Below are 21350 nucleotides of genomic sequence, written 5' to 3' on the forward strand. Positions count from 1 at the left end.
GATAGGCAAGCCGCGCTAAGGAGCTGTCAGCCATTGATCGGATGGCGTGGGCCATTCAGGGCGGAAATAGGCGATCATCCGGCCCTCTTCGGGTGCCTTGGCCTCCTCTCCCCAAGGGGCCACACCGTGGAGGGCTAAGCGATGTACCAGATAGGCCTCCCCTGGGCGCGCAGGCAGCACGCGGCGCTGGCAAGTCTCGAATACCTTCCGGCGGGTCGTTTTGTAGACATCTGTCAGATCCACCTGATCCCATGTCTCTTGCGGCACGTCTTTCAAAGCGTCGGTAAAGGCGGCCCGCATGATGTGATGGCTGCCGTCCCAGACCGTCAGCGGGCTGGCATCCCGACTTGCCTCTGACAGCGGCAGGCCAAGAATATAGGCGTGACGTTCTTTGAGATAGCGCCGCTTGTCTGGTCCCTCCGCCAATAAGCCGTCGACATGGGCCGCATCGCGTTTGAGGCGATAGGCAAAGGCCGCTTCCCCTTCACCTTCGCGGGGGCGAGGGTAGCCTGGGTAAATGACCGAGACTTGTGCGCGGTGCAATGGGAGCGTGCCATAGAGTGCTGATGCCTCGGCAAAAGCGACGCCCGAGAGCGGTTCAGATCCGGCCACTTGTCCCGAAGGATCATTGGGCAGCGTGTCCACCCCCACAAACCATGTGCCTTCGCAGCGCAGCCAGTGGCGTTCTTCCGGTGCCTGAACCCGCTCCTTGGCGACGTCCAACGCGGCTTTGGCCCAATCGCGCACAGCGGGCTCGCTTTCGAAAACAGTCCAGCCTTTTTCGAGAAAGTCGCTCATGCGACGACACCTGTAACTTCCGCCAGAGCTTCTTCGACCAGTTCTGGTCCCGCGCCGGGGCGCGTCGCCCCTTGGGACAAAACACGCCGCCATGCGCGGGCACCGGGTTGTCCGGCAAAAAGACCCAGCATATGGCGGGTGATCTGATGCAGCTTGCCGCCCTCGGTCAAATGCGCCTCGATGTAAGGCAGCATGGCGCGCACGGCGTCTTTACCCGTACGGTCCGGTGTGTCTTCTTCAAAAATGAACCTATCCGCGCTGCCAAGAATATCCACCGGTTGGTGATAGGCCGCGCGGCCGAGCATGACGCCGTCAAAGCCAGCCTCAAGGAGTTTTTGCGCCTCCGCCAGCGTGCCGACCCCACCATTGACCGACAGGTGCAGGGCGGGAAAGGTTTCCTTCATTTGCCTCACCAAATCATAGTCCAACGGCGGGATGTCTCGGTTCTCTTTTGGGCTCAACCCCTTGAGCCAGGCTTTGCGCGCATGGATGGTGAAGCGTTCCACGCCTGCGGCCGAGACACGGGCCAAAAATTCAGGCAGCACCTCTTGCGGCTCCTGATCATCCACGCCAATGCGGCATTTCACTGTGACTTCAACGCCCACCGCCCCGATCATCGCCGAACAGCACTCGGCCACAAGATCGGGATCCTTCATCAGCACGGCCCCAAATGTGCCCGACTGAACCCGGTCACTGGGACAGCCAACATTGAGGTTGATCTCGTCATACCCCGCCTCGGCCCCAAGCTTTGCAGCCTGCGCCAACTCGTTCGGGTCGGATCCCCCCAGTTGCAAAGCGACAGGATGCTCTTGTGGCGAAAACTCTAAGAGATGCAACGCACCACCCCGCACGAGAGCCGGGGCCGTGACCATTTCGGTATAGAGCAACGCATGGCGCGACAATTGCCGGTGCAGAAAGCGGCAATGCCGATCGGTCCAATCCATCATGGGCGCAGAAGAAAGGCGCGCGGCCTCGGTGGCTGCGTTTGAAGGCATTCAACGATCTCCTCAGGTGCGCCCGCTACCGGAACGGACCCGCTGTGCACACCATACGCACACGGCGTCTGTCCTGCCACCCCACCCCGTACAAAGACAGGACGACGGCGGTGTTTGGGTAGAGGTGCCTCAAAACAGGGGGCATTGCTGAACTCTCCCGCTTCAACAAATGTTGTAATGTTGGCCAGAATCGACTACGCTCTTAGCATGCCTAGACTCTCGATCGACATCTCGCCGGAAGACCATCAGAAGCTTAAGGCCATCGCTGCTCTCAAGGGGCAGAGCATAAAGGACTATGTCTTGGGTCGAGCGCTTGGCGACGCCCCTGCCCTCGACGGCATGAGCGAGGACCAGGCTTTCATGGCACTGGCCAACTTCCTGGAACCGAGGATCGAGCAAGCGCGGCGCGGCGAGCTTTCCGGCAAGTCCCTTGACGAGATCCGGCGCGAAGAGCGCAAGCGCGCAGGAGTCTAGCCCGATCCATGGCGAGCTACGACCTCACGCTTGCTGCGGAAGAAGACCTTCGGGATATCTGGCGGTACACGTTAGAAACCTGGGGACCAGAACAAGCGGACACGTACCTTGATCGACTTGGGGACTGCCTCGACGAGATCGGGAGCCGACGAGCGCCGCCAAGATCAATACCGCAATTGCCTGACGAGCTCTGCATCCATAGATGCCAGCGTCACTACATCTTCTGGCTTGAAATCGACCGCCCCATCATCATCGCCGTCCTACACGAGAAAATGGATGTCGTGCAGAGGCTGGCAGACCGGATCTAATGGCCAGGCTGAAAGCTTGCGGTCCAGGGCCCAGTTATCCCTGCCAATGCGGAGTCAAGCTGTCAAAGATGACTGATTTGAACTGGCTTCGTTCAGACCATGAAACAGAATGGTGCGTCCTTAATGGACAAAAGAGGGTCATCTAATGGCCAGCCTATCGCTTTTTCGGCATGTCGTAACGCACGCAATGCCACAGTCGCGGATACAGCGATAGGCCTGCGGATTACAGCCGAACGCATGATTAACCGAGGATTAACCGCGATACGTCAGCCTGCCAAGGTTTCGCAATACAGGGCTGGGGATCACGATGCACGAATTTCGCGGCGCAACGCTTCAGGAGGCCGTTCACAAGGCGCTCCGATATCCGGCGTTGTCGACAAAGAAGCTGGCCAAGGTGGCGGCGAAATTCGACTTCACTGCCTGCCTACGGATGGGAAACGTTCTGTTCGTCGGTGAGGGCAATCTGAGCTTTGCCCTGACGATGTCGTGCAAGCCGCGCGTTCCAACCTCCTCGATCCTGGCGACAGTTTACGAGGTAGAGGAAGACTTGACGGACACCGCCTACAACAATGCACGCAAGCTTCTGAAACTCGGATGCAGCGTCAAAACGGGCGTGGATGCCACACGGCTCTCCGACACCATCGGGAAACGCCAGTCCCGGACAATCATCTTCCAGTTTCCAAACGTGGCCTCCCGTGATCCACGCTACGGACAAAACCCAAATCATGTCCTGGTGACCCGCTTTCTCAAGAGCGCTCGGAACCATCTGAAACCGGGCGGCCTGGTGATCGTCTCGACCGTGGACAGCCCGTTCTACGAAGGTGCGTTCAAAATGGACGATGCTGCACGCAAAGCAGGCTTTGCGGCTCCGGACATCTACACTTTCGACCCCAAAGACTACCCAGGATATACCCACCAAAACACCGCCAATGAGGAGTCCGCCGCCGATGGCCACACCGCCTTCGCAACTTTCGTTTTTTCCGGATGAGTGGCCGGACGGGCTGACCTATCTGGAAAATTACATCCAGGACGAAGAGGCCGAAAGGCTCGTCCGTGAGATCGACGCGACCCCCTGGCGCACCGATCTGAAACGGCGGGTCCAGCATTACGGCTATCGCTACGACTACAAGGCCCGGCAGGCGCGGCGGGAAGATTTTCTTGGGCCACTGCCAGACCTGTTTCAGCACCTAGCGGAACGGTTGACCTCTGAAGGCCAATTTCAAACCGTTCCGGATCAAGTCATCATCAACGAATATCAGCCCGGACAGGGCATCTCTGCCCATATCGACTGCCAACCCTGCTTTGGGGAGACGATAGCATCCCTGAGCTTGCTCTCGGCCTGTGTAATGCGGTTTGCCTCGCTGAGGTCTTCCCGGCACATGGATCTTCTGCTTCAGCCCAACAGCCTTTTGGTTATGGCAGGTGAAGCCCGCCATGACTGGACCCACGCGATACCAGCCAGAAAGACGGATCTTGTCGAAGGCCAGACGTCCCAACGAACGCGACGCATTTCGCTGACATTTCGGCAAATGAAATTCGAGAATTGAGTTTCGCCGTTTCGAACACGACGAACCGAAGAGAACACGACGCCGCACGACATTGCGCGATCGAAACATGAACATGTGCTGCACACGCCTTCACTCAACCCTTTGAAATATAGCTTAAATCGCCACCATCCATCATGGGCGCGACAGAAAGCTTGGCGTGCTGGCGAAGGTGCATGGGCGCTTGGGTCAGCTTTGATTTCGTTTCAGATGGCACATATGGCATCACAGGCATTTCGACCAGTCGTTTTGACAGCGCGGTCCCTTGCAGGCATTGACAACACCGCGCTTTTTCGCGTTTTGAGAAGGCATAGGGGTATGGGAGATCGCAGCCATGACTAAGCCGATCAGCAGCATCAGAGGCTAAGGTGACGCTGCTTCTTTTGATCGAACAGGTCCTCAACGGGCTTCAGTTTGGCGTGATGCTGTTTTTGATGGCGGCCGGGCTGACGCTGATTTTTGGGGTCATGGGCCTGATCAACCTCGCGCATGGCTCGCTTTATATGGTGGGGGCCTTTGCAGCGGCGGCCGTCGCAGGCGCGACGGGGTCTTTCTTGCTGGCCCTGATGGCGGCACTGGCGGCAGCGGCGCTGGCGGGGGCTGTTGTAGAGATCACCGTGATCCGGCGCCTCTACGGCAAGGCACATCTCGATCAGGTACTGGCAACCTTTGCGCTGATCCTCATCTTCTCGGAAGGCACGCGGTGGGTCTTTGGGTCTTTTCCGCTGTTTCTTGATATTCCTGACTATTTGTCCGGTCCTGTGACCCTGCCCGGCGGGATCGAATATCCGCTTTACCGGCTGGCTCTGATCGTCGTTGGGTTGCTGGTAGCCGCAGGGCTTTGGTGGCTGACCGCGCGTACACGCATCGGGATTCAAATCCGGGCCGGTGAAAACGACCGCGAGATGATTGCAGCTCTGGGCGTCAACATCTCGGCGCTTTATACGCTGGTTTTCGCACTTGGGGCGGCTCTGGCGGGCCTTGCAGGCGCATTGGTCGGGGCCATTCAGTCGGTGCAGGTGGGTATGGGGGAACCCGTGCTGATCCTGGCCTTTGTGGTGATCGTGATTGGCGGGATTGGCTCGATCAAAGGTGCCTTCATCGGGGCCATACTGGTGGGCCTGACCGATACGCTTGGCGGTATTTTCCTGCCAGAATTGTTCAAACTCTTCATGGAAAGCGGCGCGGCGACGCAAACCGGATCAGCGCTGGCCTCGATGGCGGTCTATATCCTTATGGGACTGGTTCTCATCTGGCGACCCACAGGCCTTTTCGGGGCGCGTGCATGATCGCGGAACGGTGGATCAATGGCACGGTGATCGCTGGGCTTCTGGCCGTTCTGATCTATGCGCTGCTCATGGATGAACCCTTTACCATCACGCTTTTGACGCGGGTGGTGATCCTCGCACTTGCTGCCGTAGGGCTCAACATCGCGCTTGGGATCGGAGGCTTGGTGAGCCTTGGACATGCTGCGTTTTTCGGCCTGGGGGGCTATGCGATGGGTATTCTGGCCTCGCATGCACAGACCTTCACGCCGCTCGACCTTGGCCTTTTCACCCTGCCGGGCACAAAATCAATGCCCATCATCTGGTTGGTGGCCGTGATTGTGTCGGCATTGGTAGCTTGGGTGATCGGACTTCTCAGCCTGCGCACGACGGGTGTCTATTTCATCATGATCACCCTCGCCTTTGGCCAGATGTTTTTCTACTTCTCGATTTCCTGGAGCGCCTATGGCGGCGAGGATGGTCTTTCCATCTATGTGCGCAACGGGTTTCCAGGACTGAATACTCTTGTACCGCTGCAGTTTTTTGGGCTTTGCTTTGCGGCGCTTTGCCTTGCACTCGTTGTGTTCCATCGCCTGCAAGCGTCGCCCTTCGGCTTGGCACTCAATGCCGCGCGGCAGGTGCCAGACAGGGTGGAAACCGTAGGCTTGAACCCCATGCGGCTCAAGCTGGTGGCGTTCGTGATCTCTGGTGCGATCACTGGGCTGGCCGGCGCGCTGTTTGCCGATCTCAACCGGTTTGTCAGCCCGACTATGTTCAGTTGGCAGCTTTCGGGCGAATTGATTGTTCTGATCATCATCGGCGGCGTCGGGCGGCTGATGGGGCCAGTGATCGGCGCATGTCTTTTTGTCGCTCTTGAGCATTGGCTCGGGGGGCTGACCGACTTCTGGCACATCTGGCTGGGCGTGGTCCTGTTGTTCATCGTGCTTTTTGCACGCGGCGGTTTGATCGGGCTTTTGACCGGTAAGGAAGGCGCACATGTCTGAGCCGGTTTTGGCCACCTTTGGGCTTTGCAAGCGGTTCGGTGCATTGGCCGCCACGGATGACGTGTCGATTGACCTGAAACCTGGCGAAATTCACGCGATTATCGGCCCGAATGGCGCGGGGAAATCCACACTCATTGCTCAGATATGCGGTGGCCTACGCCCGGATGCAGGGCGCATTAAGCTTTTGGGACGCGATGTCAGCGAATTGAGCACTCAGGTACGTGCACAGGCCGGTTTGGGCCGGACGTTTCAAATCTCGGCCCTTGCGATGGAAGATACCGTTTTGGAGAACGCCGTGCTGGGCGCTTTGGGAGCTTCGTCACGTCCATGGCGGTTCTGGCAGCCGGTGTTAAACGATTCTGCCCTGAAAGAAACTGCCATGTCCGCGTTGGAGCGGGTTGGTTTGGCAGAAGATGCGGAAAAACGCACAGCGGATCTCAGCCACGGACAAAGACGACAGCTGGAGGTGGCGGTTGCGCTGACACTATCCCCAAAGGCATTTGTCATGGATGAACCGATGGCCGGGTTGGGAGCGGAAGGGTCAAAGCAAATGACCGGCTTTCTTGATACCCTGCGCGCTGAGGCACCTATCCTTCTCGTCGAACACGACATGGACGCGGTGTTCGCGCTCGCCGATCGGATCAGCGTGCTGGTCTATGGACGCGTTATCGCCACCGGATCCGTGGACGACATTCGGCAAAGTGACGAAGTACGTGCGGCTTATCTTGGAGAAAGCGCATGAGTATTCTTCGAGTTCAAGGGCTTAGCGCCAGTTACGGCACCGCACGGGCGCTCTTCAACGTCAGTCTTGAGGTGGCGGAAGGTGAAGTTGTCGCGCTCATGGGACGAAATGGCATGGGTAAGACCACGACGGTCAAGGCCATCTGCCGCATGATCGGGTCACAGGGACAATTGCAGTTTGACAACCAAGATCTCCACGCGCTGCCCAGCCATCGGGCGGCACGTCTCGGATTGGGGCTGGTGCCGGAGGGGCGGCGGTGCTTTCGCGATTTGTCTGTGCGCGAGAACTTGCTTGCTGCGGCAAGACCCGGGCATTGGACTTTGAAGACCGTGGGGCAATTGTTTCCAAGGCTGGAAGAACGGCATTCGCAGTACGCTGCGTCCTTGTCCGGAGGCGAGCAACAGATGCTTGCCTTTGGCCGGGCGCTGATGACAAACCCACGGCTGTTGATCCTGGACGAGGCGACCGAAGGGTTGGCTCCACTCATCCGTCAAGAAATCTGGGCGGCGATCAAACGTCTCAAAGCGGAAACTGGACTGGCCATTCTCTTGATAGATAAGTCATTGAAAGAAATCACACAAATTTCTGATCGCGGTGTCATCCTGAACCGAGGTTCGACCGTATGGGACGGTGCGATGTCCGAGCTAGGCCCGGACATCTCAGAGCAGTATATAGGGGTTTAACCCCGTTTTATGTGCCTGCGCCGGGGCCGGTTTGCTTGAAGGTGACAACCACGCCGCCACCGCCGTAACGCGATCCGCCGCGGTTGTTGTTCACAACTTGTCGCGGAATCCGAATTTTGACCTCTTTCTGAGCATCAGTCGGCTGCCAGGCACGATTGGTCAATACACACCCTGCCGGTAGATTGGCGTAGTTTTGGGATGGTGCCACTTCGTTCATAAAGAGGAGCCCATGCACCACCCGTTCGCGACCCAAAAAGACAGACCCAGAGCCCAGGACGCGACGCTCCACAAGGCTTGTCAAAACTGATTGTTGTCTGCTTTGCGCCCAAACGCCGCAAACCAATGTGCGACCTGAATGGTTACGAACTTCGGCGGCGACACTAATGCCACCTCCGCTGGAGTATTCCCCGCCGGACACCACATGCGACGGGCTTAGCTTGGACGTTGCTGCCCAGCCTGCCGTTGCAGCTGACATAAGAACAAGAGCGGATGCGGTTGTTTTCATTGCACTTTTAATCATAACTCGTTACCTTTTTTGTGTGTGAGTACAGAAAAGGTATCGCTGTTGTCGCGTCGATCAACATCACTCACGCGCGTCTCGCTAACTTGTGGACGAATTTGATCAGCTATGATCTTTCAACTGGCACGAAGAAATTCGTCAGTCTCTTTGATCAATTCCGGATACCAGGTCTCAAGCGTTGCACCAAACTCATCCCGAATACGCTCAACTTGGGCTGGTGTCAGATCCTCGCGCCATCCCCCTGCCCGGCCTTTGGCAAAAAAACTTTTCATGCCGGTGGGCCTTTCTGAAAACCCAAGCTTCTCTTCCTGTTTTTTCATGGCTTCAAAGCTTGTCGCCTTTATAGCGTGCGCCAGTTTTGGCCGATCTGTTTTTACCCCAAGAAAGTCCAGCAACCCTTTGACAACCTTGGCCGGCTTGTCGAGCATATCTTCGTATCGCACAACATAACGCGGCAATCCTGGCGCGGTGGTCCAGGCTGTGACATGTTCATCCCAACGCCCCAAGGCGTCATAAATGCCATTCTCCGTCCCCATGATGGCGTCAGGATTACACATCCGGTCAATGGTCTCGTCACTGGTTGCTGACACATGTCGCGCAAAACTCGGCACGACATCAAATGGGTTGCGGACAATGTAAACGGCACCGGCGGTCACATCTGGCGGAATAAGATGCGTTCCGAGGAAAAACACAGGCTTGCAGTGAGTTTTAACAAAGTGGCGGTTCTGCTTCGACCCCGCAATCAAGCGCAACACAGTTTGACGCGTTTTGCTCCAGTCTTGCAGCGAACGCCCTTCATATTTCCCACCAGCGGCTCTATCAAAGAAATCGGCTCGTGTGTCACCGGTTGTGAATTGGCGTAAATTATTGATATCTGGCGCTTTTCCAGGGGGCATAAAGTAATGCGCCAATAGGCTGCGCATCCAGGTGTTGCCGGACTTAGGATAAGACGCCAGCCAAATAATACGTCGAAGATCGCTCATTCAATGTAGCCATATTTTTTCATGATCTTGCGGTGATCCTTACGCAAACGTTTTGCAAAGTTTGCAGGTAAATCTGTTTTCCATTGTCCTGATGTGCCTTTCGCGAAAAAACGCTCGGCCTGTTCGGGCTTCTCGACAAACCCTTCCTTTTCTTCCTGCTTGCGCAACACGTCGAAGCTGGAAAACTCGACGGCTTTTGCAACACGATCTGGTTCAACAGTAACACCCACGTGCTCTAGGACCTTTGAAAAGTTCGTTTGTGGATCAGATTGAAGGTCTTCGTAGCGCAAAACCAGCATCGGGAAGCGCCGTTCTGCAGCCCAACCTTTTACATGTTCGCTCCAATTGCCCAGAAACTGCGCGGCAGTTGTCGCATCCTGAATAACATGTTCCGGGTTTGCCATAGCGTCAATTGCTTGCTCCAGATCCTTGTCAAAATGCCGGGCAAACGACAAAACAATATCCATAGGATTGCGCAGGATGTAAACTCCACAACGAGTATACCTTTCGGGTATTAACTCTACGCCAAATGCAGCTCCGCAAATGTTGTGTGTTTTTACGAAATTTACATCTGCGTTGTTGCGGATGATCGCTTGTAAGACTGGATCGCGATAGCGCAAAACGGAATGAGGGTCGTTAAAATCTACTCGGCCGTTTGAAACCATCCTGTAGGTTTTAGCAATGGCATCGCCCATGCCAAAGTGCCGAACCTGATTGATCGAAAGTGGCTTGTCCGGATTGGCCAGATAGTTTGCCAGAAACACACGCGTCCACGTGTTTCCTGACTTCGGATACGAGGCCAGCCACACGATGCTTTTTTTCATTTCTTTATCCGTCGATTTGCCTGAGTATTTTAAGATAAGGCATAGAAGACGATCGTAGGATTGTCACCCCCGACGCATTGGTTCAACACAAAAAAGCGGGAGGGCCGTAAAACCCTCCCGCCTAAATCTTAGTCAACGTTAAGCTATTAGAAGCTCAGGTTGATCGCAGTACCGAGGATTGTACCCTCTACGTCCTGGAACGCTGTCAGGTCAGAGTCACGCTCTTCGTAAATCAGGTAGATGTCCCAGTTTACGCCTGGCCCAAGATCGCGGCTGGCTGCAAGAGCATAAGCTTCACGGTCTGTCTCGCCAATTACGGCGCCACCGGCTGCAACGTTGTCTGTGTCGGACTGGTATGTCTCGAGAGAGAATTCCCAAGGTCCAGGTGCATCATAAGCTACACCGAGGCTCCAACCTTCAGAGTCACCGAAGCCACCAGCTGTACCACCAGCAACGATTTCGTTGTTGTCGTTTTCGCCGTAGCTACCACCGATAGTGAAGCCACCAAAGCCAACAGACAGACCTACACCCCAAGTTTCAGGGTCGCCTGCTGCTGCTGCTGTAGTTGGCGCATCACCAACACCGTAGCGCGCCGAGAAAGTCACGTCAGCAGTGCCGAAGGACTGGCTGTAGTTCAGACCGATATCGAAGATGTCGGAGATAACTGTGTTCGTATCTACAGAAAACGAGTTACCAGCGTTTACCGCGCCTTGGTTGGCATACGAAACACCGACTGTCAGGCCATTGAAGCTTGGCGTGTAGTAGGTGATACGCTGAACGTCGTTATTGCCCTGAACTTCAGTAAAGGACGAGAGGCCAGCCTGACGGAACGGCAGAGCGACCAGTGGTACACCAGCGCCTGTCGCGGCCGGGCCAGCATCAACACCCGTGAACGGGATAAATGTCGATGTCGAAGGTGAGTTGACGAACAGCGAGTGAACAGTTGGTGCACCCGTTGACAACAGGTAACCTGCTGAGTTTTCGGAACCGACAACCAGGCGACCGAATGTATCGCTGGAGATTGTAAGGTACGATTCGTCAACGCTGAAGCCGTTGTTGGCTTCGAACTGAACGTTCACACCAAAGGTCAGGCCGTTGTCCAGCTCGATCGAAGGTGAGAAGATGATTTCACCGTTTGTGTGAAGGTCAAAGCCGTCACCGTCAAAATCAGTGCCAGCAAGGCCTGGATCACCTACGCTGATGTCACCAATCGCGACGTGCTGGTTAAAGAAGCCACCCCAGTCGAGATTCCACTCGGCGGCGGAGGCCGGTGCAGCAGCAGCAACGCCGAGGGCGATGGCACTGGTGCAGAGAAGTTGCTTTTTCAAGGTTGTCCCTCCTTAAAGCAGGATTTCATTTCCGCCGCCCCCAACGCGGGTCACGGCTTGTATTGGGAATGGGCCATAAGCCCCCATGGAGTCAACGCAACCACCCCCGGCTTAGGCGCTCTGGCGATTCCTGTGACGTATTTCACACACAGTTTCGCGCACCACACTCAGATTCCGGCCAAATACCGCCAAACGCTCCTTATTTTGCGGGATTTTCTGAGGCTGATGAGACACGAAAAATCCGCTCAACATTGGCGCACGACTCGCTTTTCAGGGCTATCCGTGGGACGAACGCGACTCGCTCTTTTTGCAACCGAGGCTTTTGCGTCACAGTTTTGCAATGCCGCTCGGCTGACCCAGGGAGATGACGTCACCCAGCAAGCGTTTGGTCGTTTTGAGAGCTGCGCCAGTGTTTTCCAACATCCGCGGCATCACCAGCCATTCCAGTGTCCAAGCCGAACCAGAGCGCTCTTGTTCGTGCCCCATCGCCATTGTCATGCCGGTCTGCTGCAGCGCTGTATCGCGCGCCAGAGCCAATAGGATCTCCGCACCGACCGGATTTGACTTATGGGCCATAGCCGAAGATGTCCCGCCGCCCTTAAGCGTCGCCTCATCAACACCTTGCTGCGCCATTAATGCCAAATCTGCCCCAATTTTTCCCAGACTTCCGGTGATCATGGCCAACCAATTGGCGAGCTCAGCCATACCGTCGCGGCGGGTGTGCCATGGCGACTGAGGGACAGCAAGGTCAAGCTCTTGCGCCATTTGCCGCGCAATTTCCGCTGCAAAACCATCAAAGCTTTCACCATTCCCAACCGGCCCTGCCAACTGAATATTCAGCAGGCGTGGACGCAATTCACTGAGTCTCTCAAGATGTCCTTCGAAAGGTGCACGCCATTGTGCGATGCGATGGGCCACTTTGATTGGTAAAGCGGCCTGCATACGTGTGCGGCCCATGAGATCGTTGGCACCAAAGCGCGTGTTGAGATCATCGCAGGCCACCATGACCGTCTCTATATGCGTTTCAAATGACTCAAGAATATCCTTCGCTGCCAAAACAAAGGCCGTGTCAGTGACATCCTGACTAGTCAGTCCTTTGTGAATAGCTTCACGGAGATTAACGGGAACCTGCTCTTTGATCTGCAACACCAAATCCGGGACCGGCACACCATCTTTAGCAGCCGCGCGCATGAGGCGATCATGATCAACCTTAACACTTTTGATAGCCTTGGCCGCGGCATCTCCAAGGTCGGAGGGAAGTTTTCCGGCCTTTCCGGCTGCTTGCGCGTAAAGAGCCTCGATACGGAGCATATCCGCAACCTGCGCGGCGTCGCTCAGTCGTTCAGCTACCTCCGCATCCCCGGCCAAGGCTCGCATCCAGGATCGTGACGCAGTCATACGGCTGCTCTCAGACCAAGCATATCTCGGGCTTGCGCCGCAGAAGCCACCGGTCGTTCATATTTCTCACAAATCTCTACCGCACGCGCCACGAGAGCTGCGTTGGACGGGGCAAGGGCGTCTTTGGACAGCCGCACGTTGTCTTCCAGGCCTGTTCGTGTGTGCCCACCCGCGGCAATCGCCCATTCGTTGACACGGATCTGGTTGGCTCCAATCCCAGCAGCGCACCATTCGGCCTGAGGCGCGCGCGCCTGCATCAGCTGGACATAGAAGTCGAACACATCCTTATCGGCTGGCATGGCGTTCTTCACGCCCATAACGAATTGCACATAGAGCTTACCATAGAGACGACCTTCTTCATGAAGACGAATGGACTGCAGAATATGGCTTAGATCAAAGGCTTCAATCTCGGGCACGACCTCATAGATCTGCATTTCACCAGCTAGCCAGTCGACCAGATCAGGAGGATTTTCATACACGCGCGTCGGGAAATTGTTCGACCCAACCGAAAGCGACGCCATATCAGGCCTCAGCGGAAGCATGCCTCCCCGCGCCTGCCCTGCTCCGGATCTGCCACCGGTCGAAAACTGTACGATCATGCCTGGGCAGTGTTTGCGAATGCCCTCCCCGAGCAATGCAAACCGCTCTGGATCAGAGGTCGGTGTTCCATCATCCATGCGTACATGGCAATGGGCAATAGATGCACCTGCATCAAATGCTGCATGTGTCGACTCGATCTGTTCCTCAACGGTAATAGGCACCGCGGGGTTGTCGGCTTTTTGCGGCACAGAACCGGTGATGGCGACACATATGATGCAAGGCTTGGTCATAACCTTGAGTTTTGACCCCGGAGCGCCCTGCCTTCAAGCCCTGATGCGACCTGGTAGTGCTTAAAGCCCGCGCTCCTCGAGCACTTTGCGCGCGTGTCGGAAGCATTCCAGCCCTTGCGGCACACCACAATAGATCGCAATCACATGCACAATCGCTCGAATTTCTTCCTTGCTCACCCCGTTGGTGATCGCCCCACGGCAATGGATTTCGAACTCATTCATCTTGCCCAAAGCCCCGATCATAGCGAGGTTCATCATTGAGCGCGTCTTGGCGTCGATCACATCGTCACCCCAACCAAACCCCCAACACCAGGCCGTCATCGCCTCCTGGAAGGGCTGGGTAAATTCATCCGCTGCCGCCAGATTTTTCTCAACATATTCAGCGCCCAAGGTGGCCTTGCGCTGTTTCAGCCCCTTGAGGAAGAGGTCTTCGTCAAACAAGCTCATGATACGATCCTTTCCGTGATCATTGGTCAATGGGGCGGAGTGCATAAAGATCATCCGCCGCTGTTCTGATTTTCAGATGGTCATGCAGGCGGTTGCGCCAGCCCTCGGGAATGCCGCTATAGCCGTAGATGCGGCCTGCCAACTGCCCGGTGACAGCGCCCACTGTGTCGGCATCCCCGCCCAGATTGACGGCCGCTAAAAGCACATCGCGAAAACTCTGGCCTTGCGTCAACGCCCAAAAGGCTGCGTGCAGTGTGTGCATGACATAGCCGGAGGCATCCTTTGGCGGGTCGTCGGGCCGGGGCAGCAGGCCTTGGTCACCGGTCACCATGAATTGTGCCATATTGGCCGCCGCCTGCTGGCAGCGCGGGCTGGCATGGGTCAGGCGGCTTTGCAATTGGGCCACCGCCATAGCGCTTTCCTTAACCGCGCCGTAAGCCAGCACCACAGGGGCCAGCCGCATGATGCCCCCGTTGCCACTCTGCGCGTCCTCCACGGGACCAGCATAGGGGTTGCCCGTCTGCTCATAGCGCCGCAGGGCGTCAGCGGTTTGATTTCCGATGTCAAAGCACACCCGGGTTGAGGACAAATAGCCATGGTCACGCCAGTTGATGAAACGCTTCATTGCATCCTCAGCGTCCCAACCATTGGCCGAGCGCAGCATTTGTGCCAGACACATCGCCATTGAGGTATCATCCGTCCACTGCCCGGGCTTGAGGTCAAAAGGCCCACCCCCAACCAAATCCGTGATCGGCTCAAACTGTCCCCGCGTGGTGAATTCCAGCGTGGTGCCCAAGGCATCCCCCACGGCCAGCCCAACCAGCATGCCGCGTGCCTGATCCTCAGAGAAGGGCTTTTTATTCAAGGGTTTGGCACCTCATCATCAAACCGACCTGCGCGCGCACGCGCCTCAGCGCCCTGCTCTTCCTTTATGTCTTTTGCATCCAGTTCCTCAATCCTCAGGCCTTTATGCGCAAAGACGGGACGTTCCGCGCTGGTCAGTCCGCGCAGCCTTGATGCAATCGCATGTTTCTTGCGCACTTGATGAGGTTGAAAATGATCATAATCGCGCGGATTGTGGACCTGACCTTTGACCAGATCGCCCGCCGCAATGGCCGCGTCCACAAGTGCTTGTCCTGCCGGCGTGCGCGTGATGACACCGTTAAACCCCTCGTCCTCTCCTTGCGGATTGGCGTCGGGCCAGATGTCAGCCGCGGCCACATCGGCGGCCTCACCAATAGCATCGGGGCAAAGCTTGCAGCGCGTTTGAATGCGCCAGCCGGCCTCATCTGCCCACATCTCGTTGTAGGTTTTCTCAAAACAGCGCCCGTCCCGCGCCTCAATGCGGGTCGGACCCGGATTACCGTAGCCGCGATACCGAAAGAGCGTGACATCGTCTTCTGTCAGGGCAAGCTCCCGCAAAACAGCCTCGGACTTACCAAGATCAGAGGCGCCACCGCAGACCATAACGAGCAGTGCGACCAACAGCGCATCCAGCCTTGAGTCTGACTTGGCGCGCGCTTTGACCGCGCCCGCATCACAAGGTTTAGCAATAATCGCAAAAGGTTGCCCGCGCGCCAAAGCCACTTCGAGCCCGGCAAGAGTGTCTGTTGGGCCATAGCGTGATCCGGCATTGGCCCGCACGGCCTCCGGTGTCTCAGATATCACCCAGCGGCTGCGCATCGGCTGCGCCGGATCCGCCCCGCAATGCAATATGAACGCGGCTTTGCCGGAGCTGAGCAAATGCACCCCAAGAGCTGTCAACGCGCCGCCGGTGGCCGCCTTGAACCGCAGGTCAGGATCCCCCGCCCAGGCCTCATGCATTTGCATGTAGCTGCCCCAGATCGGATCAGATGACGCGCCACGCGCCTCCGCCTCGGCCACTACACCGGGACATGCGGCCAGAATGGGCGCATCAGCTTGGGGGTCTTCCTTCACCCTTGGCGCCGGACGGAGGCGTCCTTGTGCCGTCATGCGCATCACCCAGCGCTCGGGCGCTAACGCTTCGCACAGGCCACATCCGATGCAGAGCCCGTTTTCGACAACAGCGCGCACAGAGGTTGCTTGATATGCTTTGGTCATGCGCGCGCACCGTTTTCCAAATGACCGCCGATCACCGCAGCTTGATCGCGACATTCTTGGTCTGCACGTAGTTCCACAACGCTTCGCGCCCCTTCTCGCGGCCATATCCGGATTTTCCGTAACCACCAAACGGGGTTTCCACGCCACCTGCAAACCATTCATTCACAAAAATCTGCCCAGCGCGCATCTTTTGCGCCGCACGGTTGGCCCGATCGAGGTCGCGGGTAAAGACGCCGCCCACGAGGCCGTATTGCGTGCCGTTGGCGATCTTTATGGCCTCGGCCTCATCGCGAAACGGGATAACCGACAGAACCGGGCCGAATACCTCCTCCTGCGCGATGGTCATGTCGGGGGTCACCTGTGTCATCACGGTCGGTTCCAAAAACGCACCAGGGATGTTCATCTTGCGCCCGCCAGTGGCAACGCGGGCGCCTTGCGCTTCAGCCTCGGCCACCATATCGGCAGCGCGGTCACGTTGTGCCTCAGACGCCATGGCCCCCATGCCGCCGGTGCCCTCAATGCGTTCGACGCCCGGACCAACGGAGAGGGATTTGGCAACCTTTACAGCACGTTCCACCATTTCCGCCTCACGGCTTTCATGCACCAGCACACGGCTCATGGCGGAACAAACTTGCCCGGCATTGAAGAAAATACCCCAACGGATGTCGCGCTCAAATGCCTCAAGATCGGCGTCGTCATGCACAATGGCGGCGGATTTGCCGCCCAGCTCCAGCACGCTGGGCACAATGTTGCGCGCCGCTGCTGTTGCGATGGCGATACCGGTTTTGACCGAGCCTGTGAAAACGATCTGGTTGACGTCCGGGTGACCCGCGAGTGCGGCACCGGCCTCATGCCCCAGCCCGCAGAGGATGTTCACCGCCCCTTTAGGCAAGCCCACCTCCTCGGCCAGCTCGCCGAAGATCCAGCTGCTGAGCGGCGTCATTTCTGAGGTCTTGATGACGCAGGCATTTCCAGTGGCAAGCCCTGCCGAAAGCGAGCGCGCGGCGATCTCCAGCGGGAAGTTCCATGGGATGATTTGAGCCGAGACACCATAAGGTTCGTGGTGGGTGAAATCAAAATAACCGGACCCAAGCGGGATCGAGCGACCCTCGACGGTCTCGGCCTGATTTCCGTAATATTCAAAATACCGCGCCGCGCCGTCCATTTCGCGCTGTGCCTCCCAAAGCGGCTTACCTTGTTCCAGCGTCAGAATCTGTGCAATTTCATTGCGCTTTTCCAGAAACTTGCGGCCGATCTCCTGCACCATGCGCCCCCGCTCCACAGGCCGCATGTCAGTCAAGGCACCACTCTCATGCACCCGTTTGGCAGCTTGAACGGCACGATCCACATCGGCCGCGTCCGCGAGCGCTTGCTCGGCCAGTTTTTCGCCCGTTCCTGGATTGATGACATCAAGCCGTCCGGCACCGCCATCGACCCAGTCTCCGTCGATGTAGTTCTGCCAATAGTCTTTCATAATTCGTCCTGTTGTCTGCGTTTGACGCCCGGATCACAGCTTGACGCGATGGGCGTATAACCGGTCATAATGCGGACGCATGCGCCTGTGAACCTGCTGCACGCGCGGTGCGCATTCCGTGATGTCAAGATAGCGCCGTTCCTGCCGCTGCAACCCGGTGGATTGCGCCAGATTGGCATGGAAAGACCCGCCGTCCCACCAGCTATGCTCAGAGGGGTCTCCGCCGGGCTCCCAACTGAGCGCATCCGGCATAAATGGGATACCCACGGCGTCACAAAAGGCTTTGACCATAGGTTCGGGATTTTCAAGGATATCGTCACTATCGAAGACCGGAGACGGCGCACCATTCAAGGCCCAGAGCAGATCAAACAAGGCCCTTTGTTCGGGGAACCCGACCTCGCCTTCGTCAAAGTCGGGCCACTTGTTATGCATTGACGTAATGGTTTTGGCTGGGTCGCGGATGAGAAACGCGTGGGTGAAATGCGACAGAAATTCAGCATCCCACATGTGATTGATATAATGTGGAAAATCCTTGAGGAAGACAGGGCCTTGCGCGGCGCGATCCTGAATGTCCTGCCAGACGCTTTCGAGCGTAAGTCCCGGTGTGATGACATCGCCCTCTTTAAAGCGCTGCCAGAGCGGTTCTTCGCCCTGATACCAGGCTTCGCCAAATGGCTCATGCAGGCAATCCAGATCGCCACGCTGGCGCATCATCCATTCAAAAGCGGTCGAGGTGGAGCGGGGCACAGCCCAGAGCGCGATAATTTTATTCATGTAGATGTGTCCATTCAACACGCCCTGTGGGCGTGGCCTTCGGCGAGGATATTTTGAGCAAGAAGAAAGACATGAGCTAGAGTGTGTTCAGCAGTTGGCCTTGTGGCGACGTGGGCGCAAGATCGAGATCCTTGAAAATGCGCCAGTAGAGAGCCGTGTCATGGCCGATCACCGGCTTGCCCAGACGCGCCTCCAGCATTGGGGTGAGATGCAGCGGGCGTTGCGGTTGCCCCCCGGGACCGGTGCGAAAATTGCACATGCCGTTGATGAGATAGGCGTCGGCATCAGGGGCTTGCTCAGCCACATAGTCGAAGCTCTTGGTGGCCAGGTCGCCGTCAAACACCCAGCGACGGTCATTGACGGCCTCTTGGCTCTCAAACCAGCCCTGGTCATGGAAATTGCCGGCCCAGAGCACATCGAACCCGGCTTCTTTCAGGAACCCGACTGTGCCTTGCCACCATTCCGGCCAGTGATAGGCGGCATTGAGCGCCACCTTTTCGGCATTCATGGCACGCAGGGCCTCAACCATGGCGTAACCCGCCATATGGAAGCGGACCCCGTGCGTGTCAGACAGCCGCGCGCAGTGATCACGCACGCCGTCTACGCCCAGTCCGCAGGCATGCACCCAGTTAGAGCCGACCTGACCCGCCACATCAACGCCGTTACGGGCGCAGAGATGGACGAAATCTGCAAGCATACCAAAGTTTTGCTTGCGCTGATCCAGCCCATGCACATAGTCCGGCACATGCAGCATCCAGCCATGCACGCCGACACTGTCAGGGGCCATGCGCAGGAAGTCACTGGGAGCTGCATCGTAGTCGAAGGGCGGGCACGTGAAGGCCACCTGCTGCGGAAAGAGCTTATGCTCGGAGCGCCAGGTTTCGGGCATAAGCATCTTGTCACCCATCCACCGCCTCCCGCATCCATTGCTGCAACGTTGCCACCGAGTGCTCTGAATTCACCCCGCAACCGGGGTCCAGCACCAATGGGCCGGGCCGGTAGCCGCGCGATCCAAGACCGCGCTGGACGGATTCAACGAGGTGGATGTCTTCCTCCACAGTGGTTTCACGATCCTGAATTGCGAGCTTGCGAATAACCGCGCTTTCCTCGCCACGTTCGGTGAACCAGCCGCGATACACGGTGCAGCGGTCTACGCCGTCTGTTCGCCAGTGATAGGTGTTCAGCACATTGCCCGGGTAGCACTGAAAACTGACCATCGGCCATAGGAACCATGAGCGATACTCACCGGCATGCTGCACAGACATATCAATGGGATAGGTCATCGCATCAAGGTTCTGGCACTCGGTCGTATGGCGCAGGACATATCCCTTGTCCAAGGGTTGAATATCATAGGTTTCAGGCTTCACCACGCCTTCGGCAAAGGTCGGGTGATTGAGCGAACAATGATAGCATTCTGAGTAATTCTCAATCGACACCTTCCAATTGCAGTTTTCCGGGATTTCGACCCATTCCAGTGGCGCAAGTCGGTCAATATTGGGCACATAGGCGCGCAGTTCCTCGCGCACGCCGGGGAACCAGTCATCCATGGGGGCCGCGTTGTCATCGAGGTTCACAAAGAGGAAGCCATTGAAATCCTCGCAGCGCACCTCAGTGAGGCAAATCTGGCTTTTCTCGAACCCCGGCACGGATTTGATGTTCGGCCCGGCACGCAGCCCACCAGTCAACTCATAGGTCCAGGCGTGGTAGGGGCATACGACAACTCGGGTGTTGCCGGTGCCGCTCACCAATTCATGCGCACGGTGCTGACAGACATTGTAAAAACAGCGCACCACCTCATCCCGGCCACGGATGCAAAACAGGTTCTGTCCCGCGATCCGAAACGCAAAATAGTCGCCCACATTGGGGATTTGCCCTTGATGCCCGGCAAACTGCCATGTTCTGGACAAAAGCCCTGTCATTTCTTGCGCAAAAATGGCGGGGTCCGTGTAGTAGCGGGCTTCTAGGGATTTGACCAAGGGGGCGTTCATTCCGGCTCCTCCTGATAAATGCCAAGTTGATGGCGGCGTTTGTGGAATTGTGCGACGCGTTCGACGATCTCATCGCTGGCCACAGCTATCACGAAGCTCAGCAATGTTTCCAAAAGTGTGATCGTCGAAACAGAGGATGGAAAGAATTGCGGCGTGTCCGCGGCCACGACAAACCCGTGATGCGCTGAGAGCACGACCGGGCTGGCGGGGCTGTCGGAGATGCCCACAATGGTCATACCCTGCGCGCGCGCCAGCTTTACGGTTTCGATCACTTCGGTGCGATAGGGGCGGCATGTCATGGCGATCAGCACATCGCGTTCATCCGCCCAGGCCAGATCATCCACAGCAACTGACCCCGGGCGCGGAATGGCATGAAACTGTGTCATGCCCGTGCTGGCAAGATAGGTGAAGTTGCGGGCGTTGGCATTGTTGACACCCACACCAAGGGTAAAGACCTGACGCGAGTTCCAGATGGCCTCGGCGGCAGACTTGAGGTCTTCGGCGCTGATCCCGCCAAACGTGTCTTCCAAGTTGCGAATGGCCGCGCCGATCATGTCAGCATAGAGCCCGCCCAGATCGCCGGAACGCGAAATGCTTTGCAGCCAGCGGGCGCGGTCGGGAAACGACACCTGCCCACGCCGGATGGCATCGCGGAACGGTTCGCGGAAATCGTCATAGCCCTCGAATCCCACCTGGCGGGCCATACGCACGAATGTGTTGGGCTTCACCTTGGCGGCTTCGGCAATCTCACGCACGGTTGAGACGCCAACATCTGTTGGGTTTTCAAGCACATAGCGCGCGGCCTTTTGCGCCTCGGGCGTCAGGGCGTCCCACTCCTCCGAGAGGCGGTCGAGAACTGATGATGATACATTTGTGTCATTCATGATTG

General features: G+C 57.2%; 24 protein-coding genes. 8 read left to right on the top strand and 16 right to left on the bottom strand.

Going from position 1 to position 21350, the window contains the following annotated elements; all coding sequences use genetic code 11:
- Positions 1-15: 15 nt before the first annotated feature.
- Both RZS32_RS01400 and dusA read right to left on the bottom strand, forming a co-directional pair.
- Positions 16-798, bottom strand: coding sequence for a hypothetical protein (locus RZS32_RS01400; RefSeq protein ID WP_317055253.1), 783 nt, complete (start codon positions 796-798; stop codon positions 16-18).
- The gene (gene dusA, locus RZS32_RS01405; RefSeq protein ID WP_317055254.1) at positions 795-1793 is read right to left on the bottom strand and encodes a tRNA dihydrouridine(20/20a) synthase DusA; all 999 of its coding nucleotides are present in this window, start codon (positions 1791-1793) and stop codon (positions 795-797) included. The genes RZS32_RS01400 and dusA overlap by 4 nt, the downstream gene beginning before the upstream one ends.
- 207 nt (positions 1794-2000) lie before the next feature.
- On the opposite strand from dusA, the gene RZS32_RS01410 reads away from it, so the two are divergent.
- The 8 genes from RZS32_RS01410 (at position 2001) to RZS32_RS01445 (ending at position 7813) form a co-directional block, all read left to right on the top strand.
- Entirely contained in the window at positions 2001-2267 is a 267-nt protein-coding gene (locus RZS32_RS01410; protein ID WP_317055255.1) for an antitoxin, read from the top strand.
- Between the two features lie 8 nt (positions 2268-2275).
- Positions 2276-2575 (top strand): type II toxin-antitoxin system RelE/ParE family toxin, encoded by a 300-nt coding sequence (locus tag RZS32_RS01415; RefSeq protein WP_317055256.1) that lies wholly within the window; start codon positions 2276-2278, stop codon positions 2573-2575.
- A 307-nt stretch (positions 2576-2882) separates the two neighbouring features.
- A complete protein-coding gene (locus RZS32_RS01420; protein ID WP_339106766.1) occupies positions 2883-3563 on the top strand; it encodes a Rossmann-like fold-containing protein in 681 nt (226 codons plus the stop codon).
- Positions 3523-4122 (top strand): alpha-ketoglutarate-dependent dioxygenase AlkB, encoded by a 600-nt coding sequence (locus RZS32_RS01425; protein WP_339106767.1) that lies wholly within the window; start codon positions 3523-3525, stop codon positions 4120-4122. The genes RZS32_RS01420 and RZS32_RS01425 overlap by 41 nt, the downstream gene beginning before the upstream one ends.
- 365 nt (positions 4123-4487) lie before the next feature.
- A complete protein-coding gene (locus tag RZS32_RS01430; RefSeq protein ID WP_317055258.1) occupies positions 4488-5408 on the top strand; it encodes a branched-chain amino acid ABC transporter permease in 921 nt (306 codons plus the stop codon).
- Positions 5405-6388 carry a branched-chain amino acid ABC transporter permease gene (locus RZS32_RS01435; protein ID WP_317055259.1) on the top strand — a complete coding sequence of 328 codons (984 nt, stop codon included), beginning with the start codon at positions 5405-5407 and terminating at the stop codon, positions 6386-6388. Before RZS32_RS01430 ends, RZS32_RS01435 begins: the two co-directional genes overlap by 4 nt.
- Positions 6381-7130 (top strand): ABC transporter ATP-binding protein, encoded by a 750-nt coding sequence (locus RZS32_RS01440; RefSeq protein ID WP_317055260.1) that lies wholly within the window; start codon positions 6381-6383, stop codon positions 7128-7130. The genes RZS32_RS01435 and RZS32_RS01440 overlap by 8 nt, the downstream gene beginning before the upstream one ends.
- A complete protein-coding gene (locus RZS32_RS01445) occupies positions 7127-7813 on the top strand; it encodes an ABC transporter ATP-binding protein (RefSeq protein ID WP_317055261.1) in 687 nt (228 codons plus the stop codon). The genes RZS32_RS01440 and RZS32_RS01445 overlap by 4 nt, the downstream gene beginning before the upstream one ends.
- Positions 7814-7820: 7 nt before the next feature.
- On the opposite strand, the gene RZS32_RS01450 is transcribed toward RZS32_RS01445, so the two are convergent.
- From RZS32_RS01450 to RZS32_RS01515, 14 genes are all read right to left on the bottom strand, one after another.
- The gene (locus tag RZS32_RS01450) at positions 7821-8333 is read right to left on the bottom strand and encodes a hypothetical protein (RefSeq protein ID WP_339106768.1); all 513 of its coding nucleotides are present in this window, start codon (positions 8331-8333) and stop codon (positions 7821-7823) included.
- Positions 8334-8449: 116 nt separating this feature from the next.
- Positions 8450-9316, bottom strand: coding sequence for a sulfotransferase domain-containing protein (locus RZS32_RS01455; RefSeq protein WP_317055263.1), 867 nt, complete (start codon positions 9314-9316; stop codon positions 8450-8452).
- Entirely contained in the window at positions 9313-10140 is an 828-nt protein-coding gene (locus tag RZS32_RS01460) for a sulfotransferase domain-containing protein (protein ID WP_317055264.1), read from the bottom strand. The genes RZS32_RS01455 and RZS32_RS01460 overlap by 4 nt, the downstream gene beginning before the upstream one ends.
- 146 nt (positions 10141-10286) lie before the next feature.
- On the bottom strand, positions 10287-11468 hold the full coding sequence (locus RZS32_RS01465) for a porin (protein WP_317055265.1): 1182 nt from the start codon (positions 11466-11468) through the stop codon (positions 10287-10289).
- Between the two features lie 327 nt (positions 11469-11795).
- Entirely contained in the window at positions 11796-12866 is a 1071-nt protein-coding gene (locus tag RZS32_RS01470; RefSeq protein ID WP_317055266.1) for a 3-carboxy-cis,cis-muconate cycloisomerase, read from the bottom strand.
- The gene (locus tag RZS32_RS01475) at positions 12863-13696 is read right to left on the bottom strand and encodes a 3-keto-5-aminohexanoate cleavage protein (RefSeq protein WP_317055267.1); all 834 of its coding nucleotides are present in this window, start codon (positions 13694-13696) and stop codon (positions 12863-12865) included. The genes RZS32_RS01470 and RZS32_RS01475 overlap by 4 nt, the downstream gene beginning before the upstream one ends.
- 60 nt (positions 13697-13756) lie before the next feature.
- Complete coding sequence (locus tag RZS32_RS01480) at positions 13757-14143, bottom strand: carboxymuconolactone decarboxylase family protein (RefSeq protein WP_317055268.1); 387 nt, start codon at positions 14141-14143, stop codon at positions 13757-13759.
- Positions 14144-14162: 19 nt separating this feature from the next.
- On the bottom strand, positions 14163-15008 hold the full coding sequence (locus tag RZS32_RS01485; protein WP_317055269.1) for an ADP-ribosylglycohydrolase family protein: 846 nt from the start codon (positions 15006-15008) through the stop codon (positions 14163-14165).
- Complete coding sequence (locus RZS32_RS01490) at positions 15005-16225, bottom strand: Coenzyme F420 hydrogenase/dehydrogenase, beta subunit C-terminal domain (RefSeq protein WP_317055270.1); 1221 nt, start codon at positions 16223-16225, stop codon at positions 15005-15007. Before RZS32_RS01490 ends, RZS32_RS01485 begins: the two co-directional genes overlap by 4 nt.
- 31 nt (positions 16226-16256) lie before the next feature.
- Positions 16257-17699, bottom strand: coding sequence for an aldehyde dehydrogenase family protein (locus RZS32_RS01495; protein WP_317055271.1), 1443 nt, complete (start codon positions 17697-17699; stop codon positions 16257-16259).
- Positions 17700-17732: 33 nt separating this feature from the next.
- Positions 17733-18473: a sulfotransferase family protein gene (locus RZS32_RS01500; protein WP_317055272.1), complete on the bottom strand. Its 741-nt coding sequence runs from the start codon at positions 18471-18473 to the stop codon at positions 17733-17735.
- A gap of 76 nt (positions 18474-18549) precedes the next feature.
- Positions 18550-19380 carry a hypothetical protein gene (locus RZS32_RS01505; protein ID WP_317055273.1) on the bottom strand — a complete coding sequence of 277 codons (831 nt, stop codon included), beginning with the start codon at positions 19378-19380 and terminating at the stop codon, positions 18550-18552.
- A complete protein-coding gene (locus RZS32_RS01510; protein WP_317055274.1) occupies positions 19373-20461 on the bottom strand; it encodes an aromatic ring-hydroxylating oxygenase subunit alpha in 1089 nt (362 codons plus the stop codon). Before RZS32_RS01510 ends, RZS32_RS01505 begins: the two co-directional genes overlap by 8 nt.
- A complete protein-coding gene (locus RZS32_RS01515) occupies positions 20458-21345 on the bottom strand; it encodes a MurR/RpiR family transcriptional regulator (RefSeq protein ID WP_317055275.1) in 888 nt (295 codons plus the stop codon). The genes RZS32_RS01510 and RZS32_RS01515 overlap by 4 nt, the downstream gene beginning before the upstream one ends.
- Positions 21346-21350: the final 5 nt, after the last annotated feature.

Origin of the sequence: Roseovarius sp. W115 (assembly GCF_032842945.2) — a bacterium.
Taxonomy (GTDB): Bacteria; Pseudomonadota; Alphaproteobacteria; order Rhodobacterales; family Rhodobacteraceae; genus Roseovarius; species Roseovarius rhodophyticola.